This is a genomic window from Bavariicoccus seileri WCC 4188, assembly GCF_000421665.1.
GTDB lineage: Bacteria > Bacillota > Bacilli > Lactobacillales > Aerococcaceae > Bavariicoccus > Bavariicoccus seileri.
In genome coordinates this window covers 14032-33443 of the sequence record NZ_ATXL01000018.1, presented here as the reverse complement: position 1 = coordinate 33443, position 19412 = coordinate 14032, and the positions used below count along the sequence as shown (strand labels likewise).

16 protein-coding genes and 1 pseudogene are annotated in these 19412 nt (G+C 39.9%); 13 read left to right on the top strand and 4 right to left on the bottom strand.

The window, feature by feature from the left end; all coding sequences use genetic code 11:
• The first annotated feature begins 4 nt into the window (after positions 1 to 4).
• Positions 5 to 670, top strand: a complete 666-nt coding sequence (locus H541_RS0105360) for an ABC transporter permease (RefSeq protein WP_022796306.1) — start codon at positions 5 to 7, stop codon at positions 668 to 670.
• A gap of 229 nt (positions 671 to 899) precedes the next feature.
• Here the strand turns inward: H541_RS0105360 and H541_RS0105355 are convergent, their stop codons facing one another.
• The gene (locus H541_RS0105355) at positions 900 to 1877 is read right to left on the bottom strand and encodes an NAD(P)-dependent oxidoreductase (protein WP_022796305.1); all 978 of its coding nucleotides are present in this window, start codon (positions 1875 to 1877) and stop codon (positions 900 to 902) included.
• Positions 1878 to 2089: 212 nt separating this feature from the next.
• Here H541_RS0105355 and H541_RS0105350 point away from each other — a divergent pair, with 212 nt between their 5' ends.
• On the top strand, positions 2090 to 2788 hold the full coding sequence (locus H541_RS0105350; protein WP_022796304.1) for a YjjG family noncanonical pyrimidine nucleotidase: 699 nt from the start codon (positions 2090 to 2092) through the stop codon (positions 2786 to 2788).
• A 275-nt stretch (positions 2789 to 3063) separates the two neighbouring features.
• Here H541_RS0105350 and H541_RS0105345 read toward each other — a convergent pair whose 3' ends face one another.
• Positions 3064 to 5160 (bottom strand): heavy metal translocating P-type ATPase, encoded by a 2097-nt coding sequence (locus H541_RS0105345; RefSeq protein WP_022796303.1) that lies wholly within the window; start codon positions 5158 to 5160, stop codon positions 3064 to 3066.
• Between the two features lie 259 nt (positions 5161 to 5419).
• Between H541_RS0105345 and H541_RS0105340 the strand changes: the two genes are divergently transcribed.
• On the top strand, positions 5420 to 6679 hold the full coding sequence (locus tag H541_RS0105340; protein WP_022796302.1) for a chloride channel protein: 1260 nt from the start codon (positions 5420 to 5422) through the stop codon (positions 6677 to 6679).
• Between the two features lie 314 nt (positions 6680 to 6993).
• On the opposite strand, the pseudogene H541_RS13760 reads toward H541_RS0105340, so the two are convergent.
• Positions 6994 to 7219 (bottom strand): annotated as a pseudogene (locus H541_RS13760) (hypothetical protein); the annotation flags it as partial.
• 371 nt (positions 7220 to 7590) lie between these two features.
• Here H541_RS13760 and H541_RS0105335 point away from each other — a divergent pair.
• Genes H541_RS0105335 through H541_RS0105305 form a run of 7 tightly spaced genes read left to right on the top strand, consistent with a single transcriptional unit; the run spans position 7591 to position 13659 of the window.
• Complete coding sequence (locus H541_RS0105335; protein WP_022796301.1) at positions 7591 to 8247, top strand: glycerophosphodiester phosphodiesterase; 657 nt, start codon at positions 7591 to 7593, stop codon at positions 8245 to 8247.
• Positions 8244 to 9080, top strand: a complete 837-nt coding sequence (locus H541_RS0105330; RefSeq protein WP_022796300.1) for an ABC transporter permease — start codon at positions 8244 to 8246, stop codon at positions 9078 to 9080. Before H541_RS0105335 ends, H541_RS0105330 begins: the two co-directional genes overlap by 4 nt.
• A gap of 54 nt (positions 9081 to 9134) precedes the next feature.
• The gene (locus H541_RS0105325; protein ID WP_022796299.1) at positions 9135 to 10109 is read left to right on the top strand and encodes an ABC transporter ATP-binding protein; all 975 of its coding nucleotides are present in this window, start codon (positions 9135 to 9137) and stop codon (positions 10107 to 10109) included.
• Positions 10110 to 10120: 11 nt separating this feature from the next.
• Positions 10121 to 11305, top strand: coding sequence for an extracellular solute-binding protein (locus tag H541_RS0105320; protein WP_022796298.1), 1185 nt, complete (start codon positions 10121 to 10123; stop codon positions 11303 to 11305).
• Complete coding sequence (locus tag H541_RS0105315; protein WP_240470902.1) at positions 11272 to 12207, top strand: ABC transporter permease; 936 nt, start codon at positions 11272 to 11274, stop codon at positions 12205 to 12207. The genes H541_RS0105320 and H541_RS0105315 overlap by 34 nt, the downstream gene beginning before the upstream one ends.
• A 19-nt stretch (positions 12208 to 12226) precedes the next feature.
• The gene (locus H541_RS11630; RefSeq protein ID WP_022796296.1) at positions 12227 to 12676 is read left to right on the top strand and encodes a hypothetical protein; all 450 of its coding nucleotides are present in this window, start codon (positions 12227 to 12229) and stop codon (positions 12674 to 12676) included.
• Positions 12673 to 13659: a CehA/McbA family metallohydrolase gene (locus tag H541_RS0105305; RefSeq protein WP_022796295.1), complete on the top strand. Its 987-nt coding sequence runs from the start codon at positions 12673 to 12675 to the stop codon at positions 13657 to 13659. Before H541_RS11630 ends, H541_RS0105305 begins: the two co-directional genes overlap by 4 nt.
• A gap of 372 nt (positions 13660 to 14031) precedes the next feature.
• Here H541_RS0105305 and H541_RS0105300 read toward each other — a convergent pair whose 3' ends face one another.
• The gene (locus tag H541_RS0105300) at positions 14032 to 15054 is read right to left on the bottom strand and encodes an oxidoreductase (protein ID WP_022796294.1); all 1023 of its coding nucleotides are present in this window, start codon (positions 15052 to 15054) and stop codon (positions 14032 to 14034) included.
• Positions 15055 to 15247: 193 nt separating this feature from the next.
• Here H541_RS0105300 and H541_RS0105295 point away from each other — a divergent pair, with 193 nt between their 5' ends.
• The 3 genes from H541_RS0105295 to ppdK are packed head-to-tail and all read left to right on the top strand — an operon-like array spanning position 15248 to position 19411.
• Complete coding sequence (locus tag H541_RS0105295; protein ID WP_022796293.1) at positions 15248 to 15883, top strand: CBS domain-containing protein; 636 nt, start codon at positions 15248 to 15250, stop codon at positions 15881 to 15883.
• A gap of 12 nt (positions 15884 to 15895) precedes the next feature.
• Positions 15896 to 16714, top strand: a complete 819-nt coding sequence (locus H541_RS0105290) for a pyruvate, water dikinase regulatory protein (RefSeq protein WP_022796292.1) — start codon at positions 15896 to 15898, stop codon at positions 16712 to 16714.
• Positions 16715 to 16771: 57 nt separating this feature from the next.
• Positions 16772 to 19411 carry a pyruvate, phosphate dikinase gene (gene ppdK, locus H541_RS0105285; protein ID WP_022796291.1) on the top strand — a complete coding sequence of 880 codons (2640 nt, stop codon included), beginning with the start codon at positions 16772 to 16774 and terminating at the stop codon, positions 19409 to 19411.
• Position 19412 lies beyond the last annotated feature (1 nt).

The window sequence follows — 19412 nt, the reverse complement described above, 5'->3', positions numbered from 1 at the left end:
GAACATGACTGATATGAACTTGCTCGAACAATTTATATTTTATTTCAGAGAGAACGGACTGTATGTCTTATCTCAATTTTCCCGTCACTTCTTGATTTCAATTTATGGTGTCTTATTCGCCGCAATCGTGGGGATTCCGATTGGAATTGTGATTGCGAGACGGACAAAACTAGCCGATTGGGTGATCCGAATTGCCAATCTCATCCAAACAATTCCATCCTTAGCGATGGTTTCTATCTTGATGCTTGGTTTAGGACTAGGACCAAATGTGGTTATCTTAACGATTTTTCTTTATTCCTTACTACCAATTATCAAAAATACTTATACAGGTATGCAACAAGTAGATCATGGTATTTTGGATGTAGGTAAGGGAATGGGAATGACAAGTTTTCAACGGTTATATATGGTAGAAATACCACTTTCTGTTTCAGTGATCATGGCTGGTATCAGGAATGCCCTAGTTGTTGCGATTGGTATTACGGCAATCGGAGCTTTCGTTGGTGCTGGTGGTCTTGGTGATATCATTATTCGAGGAACTAATGCAACGGATGGTGGAGCAATTATCTTGGCCGGTGCCTTGCCAACAGCATTAATGGCAATCATTACAGATGTAGGTCTTGGCTTTATCGAAAGACGTTTAGACCCAGCAAGCCGTCGTTCAAGAGCATAAATTGATCAATAGCACCAATAATTGTTGATGGTTAAAATAGTTATTGATAATTAAGGTAGTTATCAGTAGAAAAAATTGTTATCAGTAGTAATAGTATCTATTAAGAAAAGAATAAAAAATCAAGGGATTATGATGTGAACTACGCCATCAAAGTCCCTTGATTTTTTTAATGAATTTAGTTTAGTTGTCAAATAAGTCTAGTGCGATAGTCTAGTGAGAGCAACTCAGCTCATTTTACAATGTTTTTAGGAACATCGCTTAAGAACGCTATTGTGTTGGCAAAGGCTATTTTTGCACGTGAGATCATGGCTTCTTGGGTAAAGTAGCCAATGTGAGGTGTCAACACAGTGTGCTTGCTATAAAGCAATGGATGGTCTTTTGGAAGTGGTGGTTCTATATCAAAGACATCGATCCCAGCGCCAGCGATAGTTTGGTGATTCAATGCGGATGCTAATGCCTTTGTATCAACAACTGGTCCACGAGCACAATTAATCAATACAGCTGATGTTTTCATAAGACTTAGCTCTTCCTTGCCAATCATACCTTTAGTGATTGGTGTGAGCGGCACGTGTAGCGTCACGATATCTGACTTTTTTAACAATTCTTTCAGTGGCATATAAGTGATGTCCATTTTTTTAGCTTCTTCTTTTTCAGAATGACTGGTTGCAATCACAGTCATTTGAAATGCCTTGAATAATTTTGCCACTTCAAGTCCGATATGTCCTGTTCCAATAATCCCTACAACTTTGTGCTTTAATTCAAATCCTTTGTAAATGAGCTGCTTTTCTTGATTTTTTGTTGGTGTTTTAATAGCCTGATTTTCAGCTGATATTTTTCTGAATAGATCAATAGTAAGACCAACCGTCAGTTCTGCTACAGCAGTATTAGCATAGCCCGACGCATTACAGATCTTGACGGGATTTTCTTGACCATCTGGTAGGGATTCTGGTAGAGAAACGTGATCAACGCCAGTAAAAGCAACATTGATCAGTTTCAATTTGGGATTAGCTATGACTGCTTCTTTGGGGAAAGGTGTATTGGCGATCATCACAATATCAGCATTTTCGCTTCTAGTCACTAATTCTTCCTTGGAAGTCGCCTTCTTAGAATAATAGACAAACCCATGACCAGCTGTTTTGAGAGGTTCTGCTAACTCATGAATCAATGAATCGGGAACATTTAGTGGTTCTAATAATTTGATCAACACTAGGATCTTCTCCTTTATCAGTTTTATCAGAAGCATACGACAACACTTGAGCATATGATAACACATGACACCAAAAGTGTATCCTCTATCTGAGACGATGTCCAATAAACCAATCATCTTAACACTAGAAGAATACTTGCAAATTTTTTGAGATTATTTAAAATTAGAAAACAAGTAAGAAAAAAGTGAGGAATCAAGTGAGGAGTCAAAAGGTGAGTTATCAGTATGTTATTTTAGATTTAGACGATACATTATTGGATTTTAAAAAGGGTGAAGCTGAGGGGCTATCTCGTGTTTTGAAGAATCATGGTGTGGCAGATGATGAATTATCCCATGTTGTCTCAATCTATCACCAAGTTAATCGGACAGTTTGGACTGAGATCGAACAGGGTAGTGATCGTAAAATGCTATTGAATCAGCGATTTACTAGACTGTTTAAACAACTAGGTCGCCCAGTTGATGATTTATTAGGTTTACAAATTGAAAGTGATTATAGAGCTTATTTAAACAATAATTTTGCCGTCATCGAAGGATCTAAGCAGTTGTTGGAACGATTATCTGCTAAAAACCTGACGTTGATAGCGGGAACCAATGGCAGTCAGGAGACACAAGAAAACCGGTTGAAACATACCCAATTAGGACAGTACTTTGATTCAGTCTTTATTTCAGAAGCAGTAGGATATGCTAAACCGAGTGAAAAATTCTATCAACCGATTTTTAAGCATTATCCCAAAATGGACCATAAAAATGCCATTATGATTGGCGATAGTTTGAACTCAGATATAGCAGGTGCTCATAACAGTGCTATTGATAGTATTTGGTTTAATCCATCTGGCATGAAAAACACTTCGTTGGTGAAACCCAAATTTGTGGCTAAAACGTACTATGATATCTTATCTATCTTGGTGTAACTGTTGGATTAATTTTTTGTTTTCAAATTTTTATTTTTATTTTTAATTTAAAAAAATTTTTGTGTTTTAATTTTTTGTATTTTAAATATTTTGATTAGTTTTATGACGACCTACTTGAGTAGGTAAGACACAGTCTATGTCCCTTTCATACAAAATGCCCAACCTATTACGAGTAGGTTGGGCGTTCTTGTTGTCATACTATTCGAAATTATCATGTTTCGCAAATTCATTAAAGCGTGGTCTTGATTAGGTATTAGGTAACCCTCTTAAAGGATTTAATCATTCATTTTCAAGAGCATGGCGTTGAGGGCGACAATCACGGTACTGAGTGACATCAAGATTGCTCCTACGGCTGGGCTGAGGATGATTCCCCAGTTGGCAAGGATACCAGCTGCTAGAGGGATTGCAATGATGTTGTATCCCGCTCCCCACCAAAGATTTTGAATCATCTTCCGTTGGGTGTTTTTAGCTAGTGTCAAGAAGTGCAAGATATCTGCTGGGTCACTTTTCACTAGGATGATGTCAGCTGAATCATTTGCTACATCCGTTCCTGCTCCAATAGCAACACCGATATCTGCTCTGACCAGACTAGGGGCATCGTTTACGCCATCTCCAACCATCATCACGGTTTTGCCCTCTGATTTGTAGTGTTTGATGATTGTTTCTTTGTCTTCGGGCTTCAAACTAGCGTGGACATCGTCGATTCCTAATTCTGACGCAACTAGATTGGCAACTGCTTCGTTATCACCCGTTAGCATCACTGGTTTGATTCCTTGTGCCTTAAGGGCTGTGATCATTCGCTTAGCTCCAGATTTGATTTGGTCTCCTTGAGCAATCAAACCGATGAGTTGTTGGTCGACCAAGAGATAACTGATTGAATTACCTTTTTCCGATAGGTGTGTAAAATCAGTAGCGTTATAGTCTATGGTGTGATCTTTTAAGTAAGAGACATTAACGATTTTGACATCGTGACCGTCAATAGTCCCGTCTAAACCAGTTCCTGGGATATTCTCAACTTGTGTTGCTACTGGCAGGTCAACTTTCTCCTCTGTTGCTTTTGTCATGATGCCTCGGGCAAGAGGATGACTTGAGTTTTGTTCCAACGCAGCAATATAGGCTAAAATCTTTTGCTTATTATAGCCATTTTCATTCGAATAAGAGATGATCTCATTGACGGCAAAGTTACCTTCTGTCAATGTACCAGTCTTATCCATCATGACGACATCAACCTGTCGAGCAACTTCTATTGCTTGCCGATTTTTAATTAGGAGACCATTTTTGGCACCTAGTGACGTCGATTTGGCGGTCACCAATGGGATAGCTAGCCCTAATGCATGTGGACAGGCGATAATTAACACGGTCACCATCCGTTCTAGTGCTATTCCGATATCTCCAGTTAGAGATAACCAAATGACGAAGGCTAAGATGCCGACCACTAAAGCTACGTAGAATAACCATTTTGCAACTTTGTCAGAAAGTGTTTCTACTGATGATTTATCTTGTTGAGCTTTACTGACTAAAGCCATCACTTGAGACAAGTAACCAGATTCCCCAGTCCCTGTGACAGTGATTGTTAACGTACCATTCCCATTGACCGAACCACCGATAACAGCGTCATTAACAGTTTTTTCGACTTCTTTCGATTCACCAGTTACCATAGCTTCATTGACTGATGATTTACCTTCAACGATTTTTCCATCAGTTGGTATCTTTTCACCAGCTTGAACCAGTAGTTTTTGACCAACAGTGACATCACTCAGTTGAACTTCTGACGTGCTACCATCGTCACCTACTAATTTTGCAGTTTTTGGTAAGAGTGCAGCCATTTTCTCGAGAGCATTTCCAGCATTGCTGATGGCGTTCATCTCGATCCAGTGACCTAATAACATGATCACGATCAAAGTAGCTAACTCCCAGAAGAAGTCCATCACGTGTGTGTCGTGGAAAAATGTGTTCATGATGAAGGCGTACAGACTATAGAGATAAGCAACTGATATTCCTAGAGATATCAGGGTCATCATGGCCGGGTTCTTCATGCTCAACTCCATCTTTGCACCCTTTAAAAAAGGCATACCACCATAAAAGAAAAGGGCAGTTGCTAAGACAAAAACTACCCAATCAGAACCAGGGAAAGTGATTTGAAATGGTAGATCCAATCCCATCATCGGTGAAAATAAAATAATTGGTATCGCAAGAATTAGGGAAACAAAGAATTTCTGTTTGAGATTACCCATATGCATGGAGTGATCCATCATGTGGTCATCAGCGTGATCCATATGATGATTCATGTGATCCATATCTTTAGAATGAGCCATAGAGGCATCATCTTGATGGTCAGAGTGATTGTGTGTTGTTTTGTCGTGGCGTGTCATGTGTATCCCTCCAAAATATCATTGTTGCGTTTAATGAAACCTACATTGCAATCTTATCATTAAGGATTACAAATGTAAACGAATAAACCTTATAGATTTAAGTTGTTATAAAAGAAAATGACACTGATATCATTGAAATGCTAACCATTTTCGTGTAAAACATATAGTGTTATGTATTTTCATAGTGGTTTGTTCGTGTTGAAGTTAGTCAGAAGCAATGAGATTCAAACAACACGCGAATTAGGAGGATGATTTACGAATGAAACTATTTCTTGATAATATTAAATTTAGAGGAAAGGAGACACTCATCTTTTATAGTGGGGTTATCATTGTTGCTATCCTTTCTGGTGCTAGCTCACATTACCTGCTATCAGCATTGTCGTTAGTAACTACTATTAGAGAGGCAAACCCATTTTTGATAGGGGCACTTCCCATTATTGGACTAGTAACAGCGTATGTTTTTAAACATTTTAATAGAGGAGCAGAAAGAGGAAACAATGTCATTATTGAAAGCACCCAAAGTGAGATCAATGTGCCGTTAAGAATGGGTATTTTTACGTTTGTTTTTACTATATTATCCCATCTTTTTGGAGCTTCGGTTGGTCGCGAAGGAAGTTCCGTGCAAATCGGAGGAGTTTTAGCTAATCAAGTCGGTAGGAAAATGAAGTTGCCTACGAACAAGAAAGCATTATTGGTTCACGCTGGCATTAGTGCAGGGTTTTCTGGCATATTTGGAACACCTTTGGCAGGCACCATGTTTGGAATGGAAGTTCCTTACATTTTAAGGTTAAATCAAGCAGCTTTTTTACCCTGTCTTATAGCGGCCTACGTATCAAATGCAACAGCCTTATTATTGGGAACAACCCATCAACTTCAACAAATGGGGACTATTCCTACCCTGACCTTTAAATTTATAGCTGTCTTGGTAATCGCATCATTTTTATTTGGTTTAACAGCTTTGGCGTTCATTCGAGTTATCGTAAGTTTAAAGTTACTATACAATCGTTTATGGAAACGTTATTGGCTAAAGGCTATATTATCTTCAGTTACAGTAGTCGTATTAATATTGGCACTGCATGGTGAATCTTATGAAGGATTAAGCTTGTGGTTAATACAAGATGCCTTTAACCAAACGCTTGATGTGCAAGTGTCCTTGCTTAAATTTGTATTAACAACATTCTCTCTTAGTGCAGGATTGCAGGGTGGGGAAGTGACACCACTTTTTGAGATTGGAGCAACCCTGGGAAATGCCATCGCTGGTTTAACCAGTGAGTCTACGTCTTTTTTTGCGGCAATAGGTATGATAACCGTTTTCGGCTGTGCCACAAACAGCCCAGTGTCGACTATTTTTCTAGGAATTGAACTATTTGGGCTAGATGGTATTCCCTATTATGCGATTGCAATTATTTTAGGAAATCTTGTGATGGGAAGAAATAGTCTTTATCCCTCACAAAAAGTCGTTCGGAGACGATTTTTCATATCTCGAGGCGATATCGGTAAGAAATTATCTGACCTTTAATCTTTAACAGTTACATAAAAGGCTTCTTCTTACCTTCTTCTGTGATATCGGTTGTCAAATATGATAGTGAGTGTTTATCCCCTGAACAAATCATCGTTATTTACGATTTTCAATCAGCAAGACAGTCACATTCAAAATCAACGAAAAGTTCTCGACTTACTAACTTAACTCCTCCTTGACAGCTAGTCCATTTCAATCAACCAATCGGCCTTTTTGATGACGCTCAAGTGTTAGGTAAGTCAATCCTAAGGTGTATAATGCTGAAATACGTTGTGTCAATTCTTTCTGCACATCAACGGATAAAGGATCAGTGATGGTTTGTTTGCACGAGAAACTAATAAACGCAAGAAGGTATAGATATCCGGGCAAGTTCCAACCGTTGAGCGTGCATTATCAGACAGTCTTTTTTGAATGATAACGATGGAGAATGGTAAATTTGCGATTTTTTGAACAGACACAGGGTCGCCCGTATTTAGGCAGATAGTGTGCTAAAAAGCTCGGGAAAGTATCGTTTAGATTACGTCTGGGCTCAACCCGTAAGCGGGTTGACAAAGCGTGGCAACTTGCCAAAACCTGACAGACAAGTATCGCAATTATTTAATAAAAACGGAAGTTGGTATGGATAATTTCTGATGATAAAGATAAGACGACTACTGAATCTCAAAAAATGTCACACCATCCTAATGAAAGAATAGTAAACCCTATACTAATGGTAACAGAAAACATAGTAAGTGAGAAAACGTAGCGAATGAGAAAACAGAATAAAAATTAAAAATCGCGGGAGCGATTTTTTTTTACGTATTCTTTGCAATTCTTAATAAAACTTTACAGCGAACTCATTAGAACTCAATAATCGCCTTATATAATATAAGCATCACTTAAAAATATAGAACTACGAAGGGATGAGTACAATGACTTTGTTGACTGCCCACTCTGGGAGTGACGAATTGCCTGAAAATAGTATCAAATTTGCCTCTTTTTTTAGAAACAAACCAGCAGTCGATGCCATAGAAGTCGACGTTAGATATGATGACTTAGAACACAAATTAGTCCTGCATCATGAACCATTAGAAAAGGATAGATTGTACACGTCACTTGCCTCTATTTTTAAATGTATCAAAAATAGCCATCTCTTGATCAATTGTGATTTGAAAGAAACGGGATTAGAAGACGAGGTCTTTTGGTTAGCAGATCAATATGGTATCAAACACAGAGTCTTGTTGAGCGGAGCTGTGAATCCGTTATTTTTGAAGAGGCATGCGAATCATATTTTGATGAACCTAGAGAACGGGATTGATATCGATCGTTTGACAGGAGTCTTGAACGAACAAGTCTTAGTAGTGGCACTTGAGACCTTAGCTCAAAAAGGGGCAACTCTTATCAATTTAAATGAGAACTGGTTGACTCCAACTATTCAGGAACGAGGGGAAGAGTTGGGATTACTTTTCTCCGTTTGGACGGTCAATGATTACAAAAAAATAGCCAGGTATCGCAAACAACGCGTCTTCAATATTACCTCTAAAAAGGCTTGGGGTTTCATCACTAGGGAAGTAGGGATTTCATCATGAAGTATTTGAATCCTGTCCGTATATATCGGTCGTTTGGTGGAAAGTACCTGTTTGACGTAATGATTTTTGCAGTATTCTTATTCTTTTTCTATGGCCCGTTAGTTAACACGTTTACGTTAGCTTTTGCGGATCAATATCAAGTACCACATGTGCTTCCAACGCAGTTTGGAGTAGCGTGGTGGCAGTATATCCTAGCTCAAGATGACCTAATGGTTTCAATTGCTAATTCGTTCATTATAGCGGTCATTGCGACTGTGTTATCTCTATTAGTCTGTATCCCAGCTGCCTATGCTTTAGCTCGTTTTGATTTCAAAGGGAAGAGTTTTTTTATGTTCTCCTTTCTTCTATCAAATGCGTTTCCGAAGATTGGACTATATACGGCACTCGGCATATTGTTTTATCGCTTTCAATTGATGGGAACTTTGACGGGTGTCATCATCGTCCATATATTGAATACGATGATCTTTATGATCTGGATTCCAGCTGGTTCATTTCAAAAAATCCAGCGCCAACAAGAAGAAGCAGCAAGAGACATTGGTGCAGGCCCGATTCGTACCTTCTTCAAAATTACAATGCCACAAGCCATTCCGGCTATTGCTGTCGCAGCTATGTATACCTTTCTTGGCTCACTCGAAGAAGCCCAAGGAACCTTGTTAGTAGGATTTCCGGAGATCAAAACTATGGCAACATCTATGTATAGCGTTATCTTAGATTATCCTCCGATGGCTGGTGCAGTCTTTTCAGTCATCTTGATCATTCCAACACTCCTGTTACTTTGGTTGTGTCGCAAGATTTTTGGTAAGGATTTGTTTTCAGGTGGCATCTCATTGTAACGTTAATAATTTGCAAAACGATATCACTCATCAGACACAGGAGGCATCAAGGATATGTTGAATCAAAATTTGGATAAAAGAAAAGTGAGGATTTCTGGCGTTTCTAAGGTCTACGACAATGGCGACGGGATCCATGATATTAATCTGGATATTTACACTGGCGAAATTTTGACGTTGCTCGGACCATCGGGGTGTGGGAAAAGTACGATTCTACGCTGTTTAGGTGGGTTACAAAGTGTCGACACAGGCACGATAATGATTGATGATCTGGATGTCACAGATCAGCCCGCAGAAAAACGGCCAACCAGTATGGTCTTTCAAGGCTATAATCTGTGGAGTCATATGACTGTCTATGAAAATCTGGCTTTTGGATTGAAACTAAGACACTATCCAAAAAAGGTTATTAAAGAAAAAATCAAGAACATCCTAGACCTCTTAAACTTGCCGGGGATAGAGAAAAAATTCCCGAGTCAACTATCGGGGGGACAACAGCAACGCATAGCAATTGGCAGGTCGTTACTGCTAGAACCATCAGTTTTGTTGATGGACGAACCTTATTCTGCATTGGATGCCAAGATTAGGCAACAGATGCGAGAAGAATTGAAGCGTATCCAAAAAGAAACCAAAGTGACGGTGGTCTTTGTAACGCATGATCAAGAAGAAGCCATGTCGTTATCGGACCGAATCGTTGTGATGGAGAAAGGTCGGATTGCTCAAATTGATACACCTTCAGAGATTTATGAGAATCCCATCAATCATTACACGGCATCTTTTATCGGCGAAATGAATTTTATCCGCATTGATGATGACCGAGAACTAGCTTTTCGACCGCAAGACGTGACACTTTCACCGGTGAAAGGGGAAAGAAATGGTGAAATCTTACAAATCATGAATGCTGGACATTTTTCTATCTTACTATTGAATTATAACGGGAAACAACTGAAAGTGTATCTCGATAAAGAGGAATCAAAACAATATAAAGAAGAGCAATCCCTTTACTTCACAATCACTAAATCAAAAACCTATTAGGAGCGAAAATAATGACACAAAAAAAGAAGTCTCTATTCAATAAATGGTTAAACTGTTTTGGCTTACTGTTAGGAGCACTTGTCTTAACAGCTTGTGGAACAGTACTATCTCCTTCAGACGAAAGCAGTGATGGCAAAGAAACAGTAACGCTTTGGGCAGGTGGATCGGATAATGTGAAAGTTGGGATGGACAAGATCGTTAAGGCGTTCAATGATAGCGAAGCTGGTGAAAAGTATGACTTAAAACTTGAATTCATCCTCTCAGGAACTGGAACGCAAAGTTTAAGTGATCGGATTATTGCAGCAACAGAAACAGACCAAAAAGACACCGATTATGATCTCATTTTAGTGTCTGATGCTGAATATAGTTCCTATGTTGAACAAGGAGGCGAGGATGTCTTCCTTCCTTACGATGTAGAAAACATCCCTAATCTGGATAAGGTCGTTACTAAAGTGTCTGATGGGGATGGATACCTAGTGCCATATCGTGGGACGACCGTAGTGTTAGCCTATGATTCTGCTAAAGTAGCTACTCCTCCAAAGACAGCAGACGACTTATACCAATGGATTAAAGATAATCCAGGTCGATTTGCCTATAATACGCCGGGATCAGGTGGTGCAGGTAGCTCATTTGTCCAAACGGCGATCTATAATTTCTTGCCAGAAGAAGCTATGACCTCGAGTGATCCGAAGTGGGCAGCAGAATGGGATCAAGGATTTGACCTTCTAAAAGAGTTGAACGGGGACATGTATCAATCAGGTGGCAAGGTGGTTTATCCGAATAAAAACCAAGGGACGCTAGATCTGTTGGTTAATGGTGAAGTGGATATGATCCCTGCTTGGGCTGACATGCTGATTACAAACCTATCAAATGGCACACTTCCTGATACAGTTAAAATGGCTCAAATTGAACCCGGTCTAACAGGCAATGTTGATGGCATGGCAATTCCAAGTATTGGCTCAAATTCTGAAGGGGCACAAGCCGTGATGGATTTCATGCTAACCACAGATGCACAACAAATTCTTTTAGATAGCATGGCTGCAATCCCTGTGATTGATAGTAGTCAAGTGAGTTCGGAAAACTCTAAGTATTTAGAAGATCTTAACATTGAATCCTTTAGAACCAGCAGTATCGGGACTCTTGGGACGGAGCTGAATGAAAGATGGGACAAAGAGATTGGAACGATGGCCCAATGATAAGTGAAAAAATGCTACTTCGCGATAAAGAACGCCAAGTAGCTCAGCGACAAAAAAAGGTTCAAATGACAGTGTTGGCTACTGCCTTACCCTATTTGTTGATTTTACCGGCTTTCTTGATTGTAGTCTTTTTCATCGTTTATCCTATAGGAACAACGGTTGTCAGAAGTTTTCAAGATGGTGAGACCAAGGCATTTACATGGGCTAATTATCAGTATTTCTTGACCGATCCTATCCAACAAGCAAACTTGCTTTACACACTCCAAATAGTTATTGTTACAGTGGTCTTTTCAGTTGTTTTGGGGTATCTGTTGGCATTGTATATGAGATTTAGTCGCTCAAAGGTCAGCAAATGGATGAATCAACTCAATTTATTACCACGATTCATACCTAGCCTAGTAGCTGTTTATTCGATGATTATGGTCATTAGAGATTCTGGTGTCCTGAATCGTGTGAGTCAGCTATTCGGTGGGGATTATAAACCCGGGATGATGTACAATGCCGTTGGAATCACAGTGATGAATCTATGGTTCAATATTCCCTTCGTGGCATTATTGATTTTGGCGAGCCTATCCTCCATTAGGATGGCTTCTGTCGAGGCTGCTAGGGATGTGGGAGCCAATTGGTTCCAAATCTTCAAATCTATCATATTGCCAGTGACTTATAAAGAAGTATTAGTAGCTATTACGTTTGTCTTTATGGGAAATGTTGGTTCGTTTACGACGCCATTTCTTATGGGGGGTAATCATCCTAAAATGCTTGGCATCGCACTTTATGATCAATTCAACAGCTATATGGATTATGAGAGAACAGCTGCGTTATCGGTGATCATGTTTTTGATCTGTTCTGTATCAGCAGTGTTCTATATTATCAGTAATTTGAAAAAAGAAAAATGGCGGTAGGAGAAGGGGAAATGAAATAGTGGAACTATATTCGGAAACGCTCACGCTTGATCCATCGTCGCATCAAAAACATCTGAAGATACCACTGGAGTTGGATCGCCCATATGATGAGTTAAAGATTACATTCGGTTACTCGCCAAAAATTGTCCCCGAGGCGGTAGCAATCAAGAGAATCGAGGAACGATTATCAGATTATTTTAGACCTGAAGATAGCCCAGTAGAGGCGAGTGGTTTCTTACCTTTGGTTAATCTTATTACGGTATCACTTTCTTATAACGGTCACTATCTGGGTTGCCACCATAACAAGAAAACGCCACAAGAAATAGTCATTTCAGAAAAGGGAAGTTCAGCAGGATTTATTCCTCAAGCAGTTTGCCAGGGACAATGGGAAATACAATTGGATATGCATTGCTTATTATCGCCAACTTGTGTCGTTGAGTTGCGTGTAGTCGGAGGAGATAGAGCATGAAGTATCTACAAACGGAATTACATTCCCATACAATGAATAGTGATGGAGACTTTACTACAGCTGAATTAGTGCAGGCTGCGAAAGATTTTGGCTATAAAATATTAGCTATTACAGACCATAATACGATGGCGCCTACCTTGGAGTTACAACAACTGACAAAAGAAACCGAGGGAATTCGGGTTTTGAAGGGCATGGAATGGACGACTTTTTACGGTCATCTCTTGGTGATTGGTGCAAGAGAGGTCATTGACTGGCGAGATGCAGAAAAGGATACGATTGACGCGTCCTTAAAAGCAATCAAAGCGGTTGGTGGGATAACTGGAATTGCACATCCATTTTCTATTGGGAGTCCTATCTGTACAGGTTGTAGTTGGGATTTTCATGTAGAAGATTTTGGCTTGATCAATTTTATCGAAGTGTGGAATCGTTTAAATCCAGATGATAATTTTAGAAGTCAGCAAGCTTACGATATGTGGGTTGATCTCCTTGACCAAGGCTACCGAGTTTCTTGTAGTGCTGGTCGTGATTGGCATCGTCAAGAAGCAGCTAATGACAATACTGCGTTGACATTTATCGGCGTTAGTAACATGGATGATTTAGAGTTACCGACTGAAGAAGAAACACTTGAAAGTTTGAAAAGAGGAAATTTCTACATTAGCCTAGGTCCGATATTAGACTTATACGTCTCGCAAAAAGGTCAGCGGTTCTATATGGGTGACGAACTGAGTGCAGGGACCACTAAAGCAACGGTGAAAGTGTCAGGAACAGAACAAGAAAAATTACAACATTTTGGTTTTTTTCCGGAGAAAATAGTTGTAATCAATAATGGAAAAGTCATCAATGAACGTGAAATAGACCAAGGATCAACATCTTATATCAGTTTAACAATCGAACCAGGTTATTTACGGTTTGAAGTTTGGGGAACAGCCAAACACAAAACCAACGAACGGTTGATTATTGCTAATCCTTACTATGTGGTGTAAGTAGTGGTTCAAATAGTGTTATAGATAGTGGTGTAGCTATATGTACCTATAGAAAACTTGATGGCGTTTTATGTGTCACATGCAGATTGCTTAGGTAGATATAAAATTATATAGACATAAAAACTATAAAGAACAAACTATAAAGTTAATTACTGTAGAGCTAAAAAAAGATAAAAAGAAACAAAAAACACAGAAGTAAAAGTTATAAGAAAAACGCTGTAATTCATTGGATTTGCAGCGTTTTTTACCATTATTTTTTATAGATTTTAACCTAATACACAAACCTATTTTGTCTCTGCTGAAATGGACCATAGCCAACGATATAAGTTGGCAGTAAGACCAGTAGTTGGGTTTATTAGTCCAGTTAATGTATTAACGGATCCTAAAGCCTCGTTGGTAGGCTTTGGGGATTGGGGTGTTAAGGTGGAGTGTTTCTCCTGCGTGTAGGGTCCAATAAGGGTCTTTCAATATGCCGCGGCCGACAGCCACAAAATCAGCTTTGTTAGATGCAATAACCGCGTTGGCAACGGCAGGATCGTGAAGGAGGCCAACTGCTGTGACAATAGCATTGGTGGCATCTTTGATTTTTTTGGCATAGTCGACTTGATAGCCAGCATACAATTTATTAGGACCCGTAGGCCCTTCTCCACCGCTACTGACATGAATTGTGTCAACGCCAGCAGCCATATACCGTTTGATTAACTGGATGCTATGGTCTAACTGATAGCCGTTAGGGGCATACTCTACTGCACTAATACGAAGTTGTAAGATCATTTCTTCTGGAATGACTGCCTTGACAGCTTCAACGACCTCTACACCAAATAGTGCCAAGTCTTTTCCATATTTATCAGTTCGATGATTGGTTAAAGCGGATTGGAATTCATGGATCAGATAGCCGTGTGCCCCATGTAGTTCTATAAAATCAACCCCAGCATCAACTGCTCGACGGGCGCTGTCTTGGAAATGCTGAACGATTTTTTCTGCTTCTTGAGTAGATAAGGCATGAGGTGTTTTATAATTTGGAGCAGGAAATCGGGTTGCTGAAGGGGCTACTGGTTGCGAGGCGTCTTCTGCTTTTCTTCCCGCATGGGCGATTTGAATGCCGACAGTTGCTCCGTATGTCTTCAGTTCACTCACTAATGATTTCAAAGGTGCGACTTGGGCATCTTCCCACAAGCCTAGATCAAAGTCGGTGATGCGACCATCTGGATCAACATCAGTCATTTCGATAATGATGGTCCCAGCGCCGCCAACTGCCCGACTAACATAATGTTGCCAATGCCAACTGTTCACGATACCATTTTTTTCAATAACTGAATATTGGCACATAGGGGGCATGACGACACGGTTTTTGAAGTGAGTCTGTTTGATAGTGATAGGGTCTAGTAATGACATAGGCATCCTCCTCGTAATGATCAAGTTACTACCAGTGTAATCCTTTAGCGATTTCTTCAAAAGAAATTTGCTCTATTTTTTTGTGTAACTGTCTCTAGAACTGACGATTGATAGTTTTCTGCAGTGATAGTTGACATTTCTGTAAATGTGACATACTATATGGATATAATATGTCACAAAGGAGTGGTTATGGTTGGAGTTTTCACAACGGCAAAAAGAAATAATCACCATCGTTAAGGCTGAGCAGCCAATCACGGCTGAAAAGATTGCAGAGATTGTTGGGTATTCAAAGGCAACTTTAAGACCAGATTTTTCGTTACTGACGATGAGTGGGATCTTAACAGCTAAGCCGAAAGTTGGTTACTTAATCAACGAAGAGTTCAGCGATTCGCTGGTAGTCGATCAGATTGCGCGACAAAAGATCGAGCATGTGATGGCGGTTGCGGTCAATATTCCAAAGGAGTTAAGTATCCAAGATGCGATTATCCAGCTTTTCTTAGAGGATTGTGGTTCTCTTTATATCGTTGAGGATCGTGTGTTGGTCGGCATCGTGTCGCGAAAAGATCTCTTGAAGGGGGCACTGGGAGATGCTGATCTGTCTAAAGTTCCGGTTGGGACTTTGATGAGTAAGATGCCTAATATCTACACTATTTTTGATGATACAAGTGTCTTAGAAGCCACACGCTCACTCGTATTACATGCTGTTGATAGCTTGCCCGTTTTGAGTCGAGAGATCTATGACAGCGAAGGCAAAAAGGTAGTAGTTGGGAAGTTTTCCAAATCTACTGCGACAAGGCAGTTGCTAGACATCTTGAAAAAAGAGTTTTGATAGGGGGTAACTATGGAACATTACATGATACATATTTTATCTGATTCAACAGGAGAAACAGTTGAGGCTGTGATTCGATCAGCGATATATCAGTTTAAAACGAACAATTATCGCATCATCAAACATTCGTATGTTGCTTCAGCTGAGGAAATCGATCAGATCTGTCGAAAGGTTGCTAAGAATGAGAAGTCGCTCTTGTACTATACGTTTGTCAAAAAAGAAATGGCGGACTATATGAAAGAGGCTTCTAAACGCTACGACATTGAAAGTGTTGATATTTATTCTAGTATTTTAAATAGTATGTCACATTTATTTCAGCAAGCCCCTATCGAGAAACCAGGGAGTAATAGGAGACTAGATGAATCGTATTATAAAAGAATTGATGCTATCGAATTTTCAGTCATGTACGATGATGGTCGAGATCCTAGAGGCATCGAAAAGGCAGATATCATCTTGATTGGAATCTCTCGAACATCTAAAACACCACTTTCAATCTATTTAGCCAACAAAAATATAAAAGTAGCTAATGTGCCTTTGTTCCCTGAGTCACAACCACCAAAGGAACTGTTTACTATTAATCCTGAAAAAATTATTGGCTTAACGAATTCTCCTGAAAAACTAAATGAGATCAGACGTGAGCGACTGAAATCTCTTGGAATGCCTGACCAGTCAAAATACGCCGGACGTGAAAGAATATTAGAAGAACTCGAGTATGCTTCAGACGTGATGGCTAAACTTGGCTGTAAAGTTATCAATGTGTCTAATAAGGCAATTGAAGAAACAGCAGACATCATTATTAGCTATTTGAGTACTATTAGTCAAAAAGTATAATTCGTCGTTTTTTCTCACTACTAGAATATTAAATAAATTATGAAGGAGTGACTATGAATGGAAGCAATTGTTAAAGCTAAGAAATTTGTCTACGAGTTTTCTGAAGGTAATAAGAGCCAAGCTACTTTATTAGGGGGTAAAGGTGCTAATTTGGCAGAGATGACACGTCTAGGGATTCAGATACCAGAGGGTTTCACGATTACGACGGAAGCTTCGATCCAGTTCTATCAAGAAGGAAAACAATTATGGGATGCTTTAAAAGAGCAAATTGAAAACGCTTTGATAGACCTAGAACGCAAAACGGGAAAATCATTTGATGATCCTAAAAAACCCTTACTGGTGTCAGTTAGGTCTGGCGCAGCTATTTCTATGCCTGGGATGATGGATACAGTCTTGAATTTAGGACTTACGACAGAATCAGTTAAAGGTCTTGCAGTTCAAACTGGCAATCCCGCTTTTGCTTATGATAGCTACCGTCGATTTATTCAAATGTTTGCTGATGTGGTCAAGGGTGTGCCACGGGTCTTTTTTGAGCGCGAACTCGAGCAGGTAAAAGCGGTTCATCAGTTGGAGTTTGATTATCAATTGACGGCACCACAGTTGATGGACTTGGTCACAACCTACCAAAAAATCTATCAAAGAGAAACAGGTGAAGCCTTTCCACAAGTGCCAAGAGAGCAACTTTACCAAGCTGTCGAGGCTGTTTTTAGGTCGTGGAACAATGAGCGTGCCATCCTGTACCGGGAATTACACCACATTCCTGATGACCTTGGGACTGCAGTCAATGTCCAACGGATGGTGTTTGGCAATCTAGGCAATGATTCAGGTACTGGTGTTGCATTTACTAGAAACCCTTCAACAGGTGACAAGGAACTGCTGGGTGAGTTTTTAATCAATGCTCAAGGGGAAGATGTGGTAGCAGGCATCAGAACTCCGCGACCAATTAAAGATTTGGAACGTCTAGATTCATCTAGTTATCATCAATTTTTAGAGATTGCACGCACTCTTGAAAATCATTACGAGGATATGCAAGATATAGAGTTCACCATTGAATCGGGGAAACTCTATCTGCTACAAACGCGTTCTGGGAAGAGGACTGCAGCAGCAGCCATCAAAATTGCGGTGGACCTCGTTCATGAAGGTAAGATTACCAAAGAAGTGGCGATTAAACGAATTGATACGAAACAATTAGACCAATTGTTGCATCCCACTTTTGATCCGACAGCCATTCAACAAGCAGCACAACTCGGTAAGGGATTAGGAGCCTCACCTGGTGCCGCTTCAGGGAAAGTTTATTTTGATGCTGAAAGGGTCGCCTCTGCGAAACATGAGGGCATTAAAGCTATCTTAGTTCGGAAAGAGACGTCTGCCGAGGACCTAGCGGGGATGGTTAGTTCAGAGGGCATTCTGACAGCACGTGGCGGGTTAACCTCTCACGCGGCAGTCGTGGCTCGCGGTATCGGTAAGTGTTGTGTGGTTGGATGTTCAGCAGCAACGATTGATGAAGAGGCGAAGACACTAAGCTTTGGAAATCAAGTGATTCATGAAGGAGACGTCATTTCAATCGATGGCGCTAGTGGAAATGTCTATAGAGGAAGAATTTCAAAAACGAAAGCACAGTTAACAGAAGACTATGATACCTTTATGACCTGGGTTAATGATCTGAAGACTTTGAAAGTGAAAGCCAATGCTGATACACCAAAAGATGTCCTTCAAGCCTTACAATTAGGAGCAGAAGGTGTCGGTTTGTGTCGTACAGAGCATATGTTCTTCCAAAAAGACCGTATCAAGAGTATGCGAAAAATGATTTTGTCGCATTCAGTTTCAGAACGGCAAGTTTACTTGAATGAACTCTTAGAGATGCAGCGGCAAGACTTTTTTGAAATGTTCGTTGCATTAAATGGTAAGTCGATGACGATTCGTCTATTAGATCCTCCGCTTCATGAATTCTTACCTCGTGACCCTGAGGAGATTCAAACCATCGCGACTGAAATGGGGCAATCACTAACCGATTTTGAACACTATATGGATTCTTTAGCGGAGGTTAATCCAATGCTTGGACATCGAGGGGTTCGTTTAGGAATCACCTATCCTGAGGTCTCAAGAATGCAAGCTCGGGCAATCATTGAGGGAGCAATATTAGCTGGGAAAGAGATGGGTAAGAAAGTAGAGCCTCAAATCATGGTGCCTTTGGTTGGAATTGTTAGTGAATTGTCATACATCAAGAAAGAAATTGAGGCAGAAATCGCTGATGTATTTCTTGAAAGAGGAGAAGAGATCATCTACAAAATTGGGACAATGATCGAAGTACCTCGTGCAGCTATTACGGCAGATACGATTGCTAAAGAAGCAGATTTCTTTAGTTTTGGGACCAATGATTTAACACAAATGGGCTTTGGATTTTCAAGAGATGATGCCGGAAAATTTTTACAAGAATATGAAGATAAAAATTTGCTATCTCCTAACCCCTTCCATACGATTGATGTTGAAGGAATCGGAAAATTAGTAGAAATGGCCGTTCAACTCGGTCGTTCAGTCAAACCGAACATTGAACTTGGTGTTTGTGGAGAACATGGTGGCGATCCTGAATCCATTAATTTCTTCCATAAATTAGGGTTGGAATATGTTTCTTGCTCACCATTTAGAGTTCCTATCGCAAGACTAGCAGCCGCAAAAGCTGTACTAGCGAAAGTTTAAC

What these genes read in the sequence shown, in the direction of transcription:
- H541_RS0105330 (WP_022796300.1), top strand. Translation starts at nt 8,244, where the DNA reads ATGAAGTATTTGAATCCTGTCCGTATATATCGGTCGTTTGGTGGAAAG.
- H541_RS0105345 (WP_022796303.1), bottom strand. Translation starts at nt 5,160, where the DNA reads ATGACACGCCACGACAAAACAACACACAATCACTCTGACCATCAAGAT.
- H541_RS0105305 (WP_022796295.1), top strand. Translation starts at nt 12,673, where the DNA reads ATGAAGTATCTACAAACGGAATTACATTCCCATACAATGAATAGTGAT.
- H541_RS0105320 (WP_022796298.1), top strand. Translation starts at nt 10,121, where the DNA reads ATGACACAAAAAAAGAAGTCTCTATTCAATAAATGGTTAAACTGTTTT.
- H541_RS0105300 (WP_022796294.1), bottom strand. Translation starts at nt 15,054, where the DNA reads ATGTCATTACTAGACCCTATCACTATCAAACAGACTCACTTCAAAAAC.
- H541_RS0105360 (WP_022796306.1), top strand. Translation starts at nt 5, where the DNA reads ATGACTGATATGAACTTGCTCGAACAATTTATATTTTATTTCAGAGAG.
- H541_RS0105290 (WP_022796292.1), top strand. Translation starts at nt 15,896, where the DNA reads ATGGAACATTACATGATACATATTTTATCTGATTCAACAGGAGAAACA.
- H541_RS0105340 (WP_022796302.1), top strand. Translation starts at nt 5,420, where the DNA reads ATGAAACTATTTCTTGATAATATTAAATTTAGAGGAAAGGAGACACTC.
- H541_RS0105325 (WP_022796299.1), top strand. Translation starts at nt 9,135, where the DNA reads ATGTTGAATCAAAATTTGGATAAAAGAAAAGTGAGGATTTCTGGCGTT.
- H541_RS0105315 (WP_240470902.1), top strand. Translation starts at nt 11,272, where the DNA reads ATGGGACAAAGAGATTGGAACGATGGCCCAATGATAAGTGAAAAAATG.
- ppdK (WP_022796291.1), top strand. Translation starts at nt 16,772, where the DNA reads ATGGAAGCAATTGTTAAAGCTAAGAAATTTGTCTACGAGTTTTCTGAA.
- H541_RS0105335 (WP_022796301.1), top strand. Translation starts at nt 7,591, where the DNA reads ATGACTTTGTTGACTGCCCACTCTGGGAGTGACGAATTGCCTGAAAAT.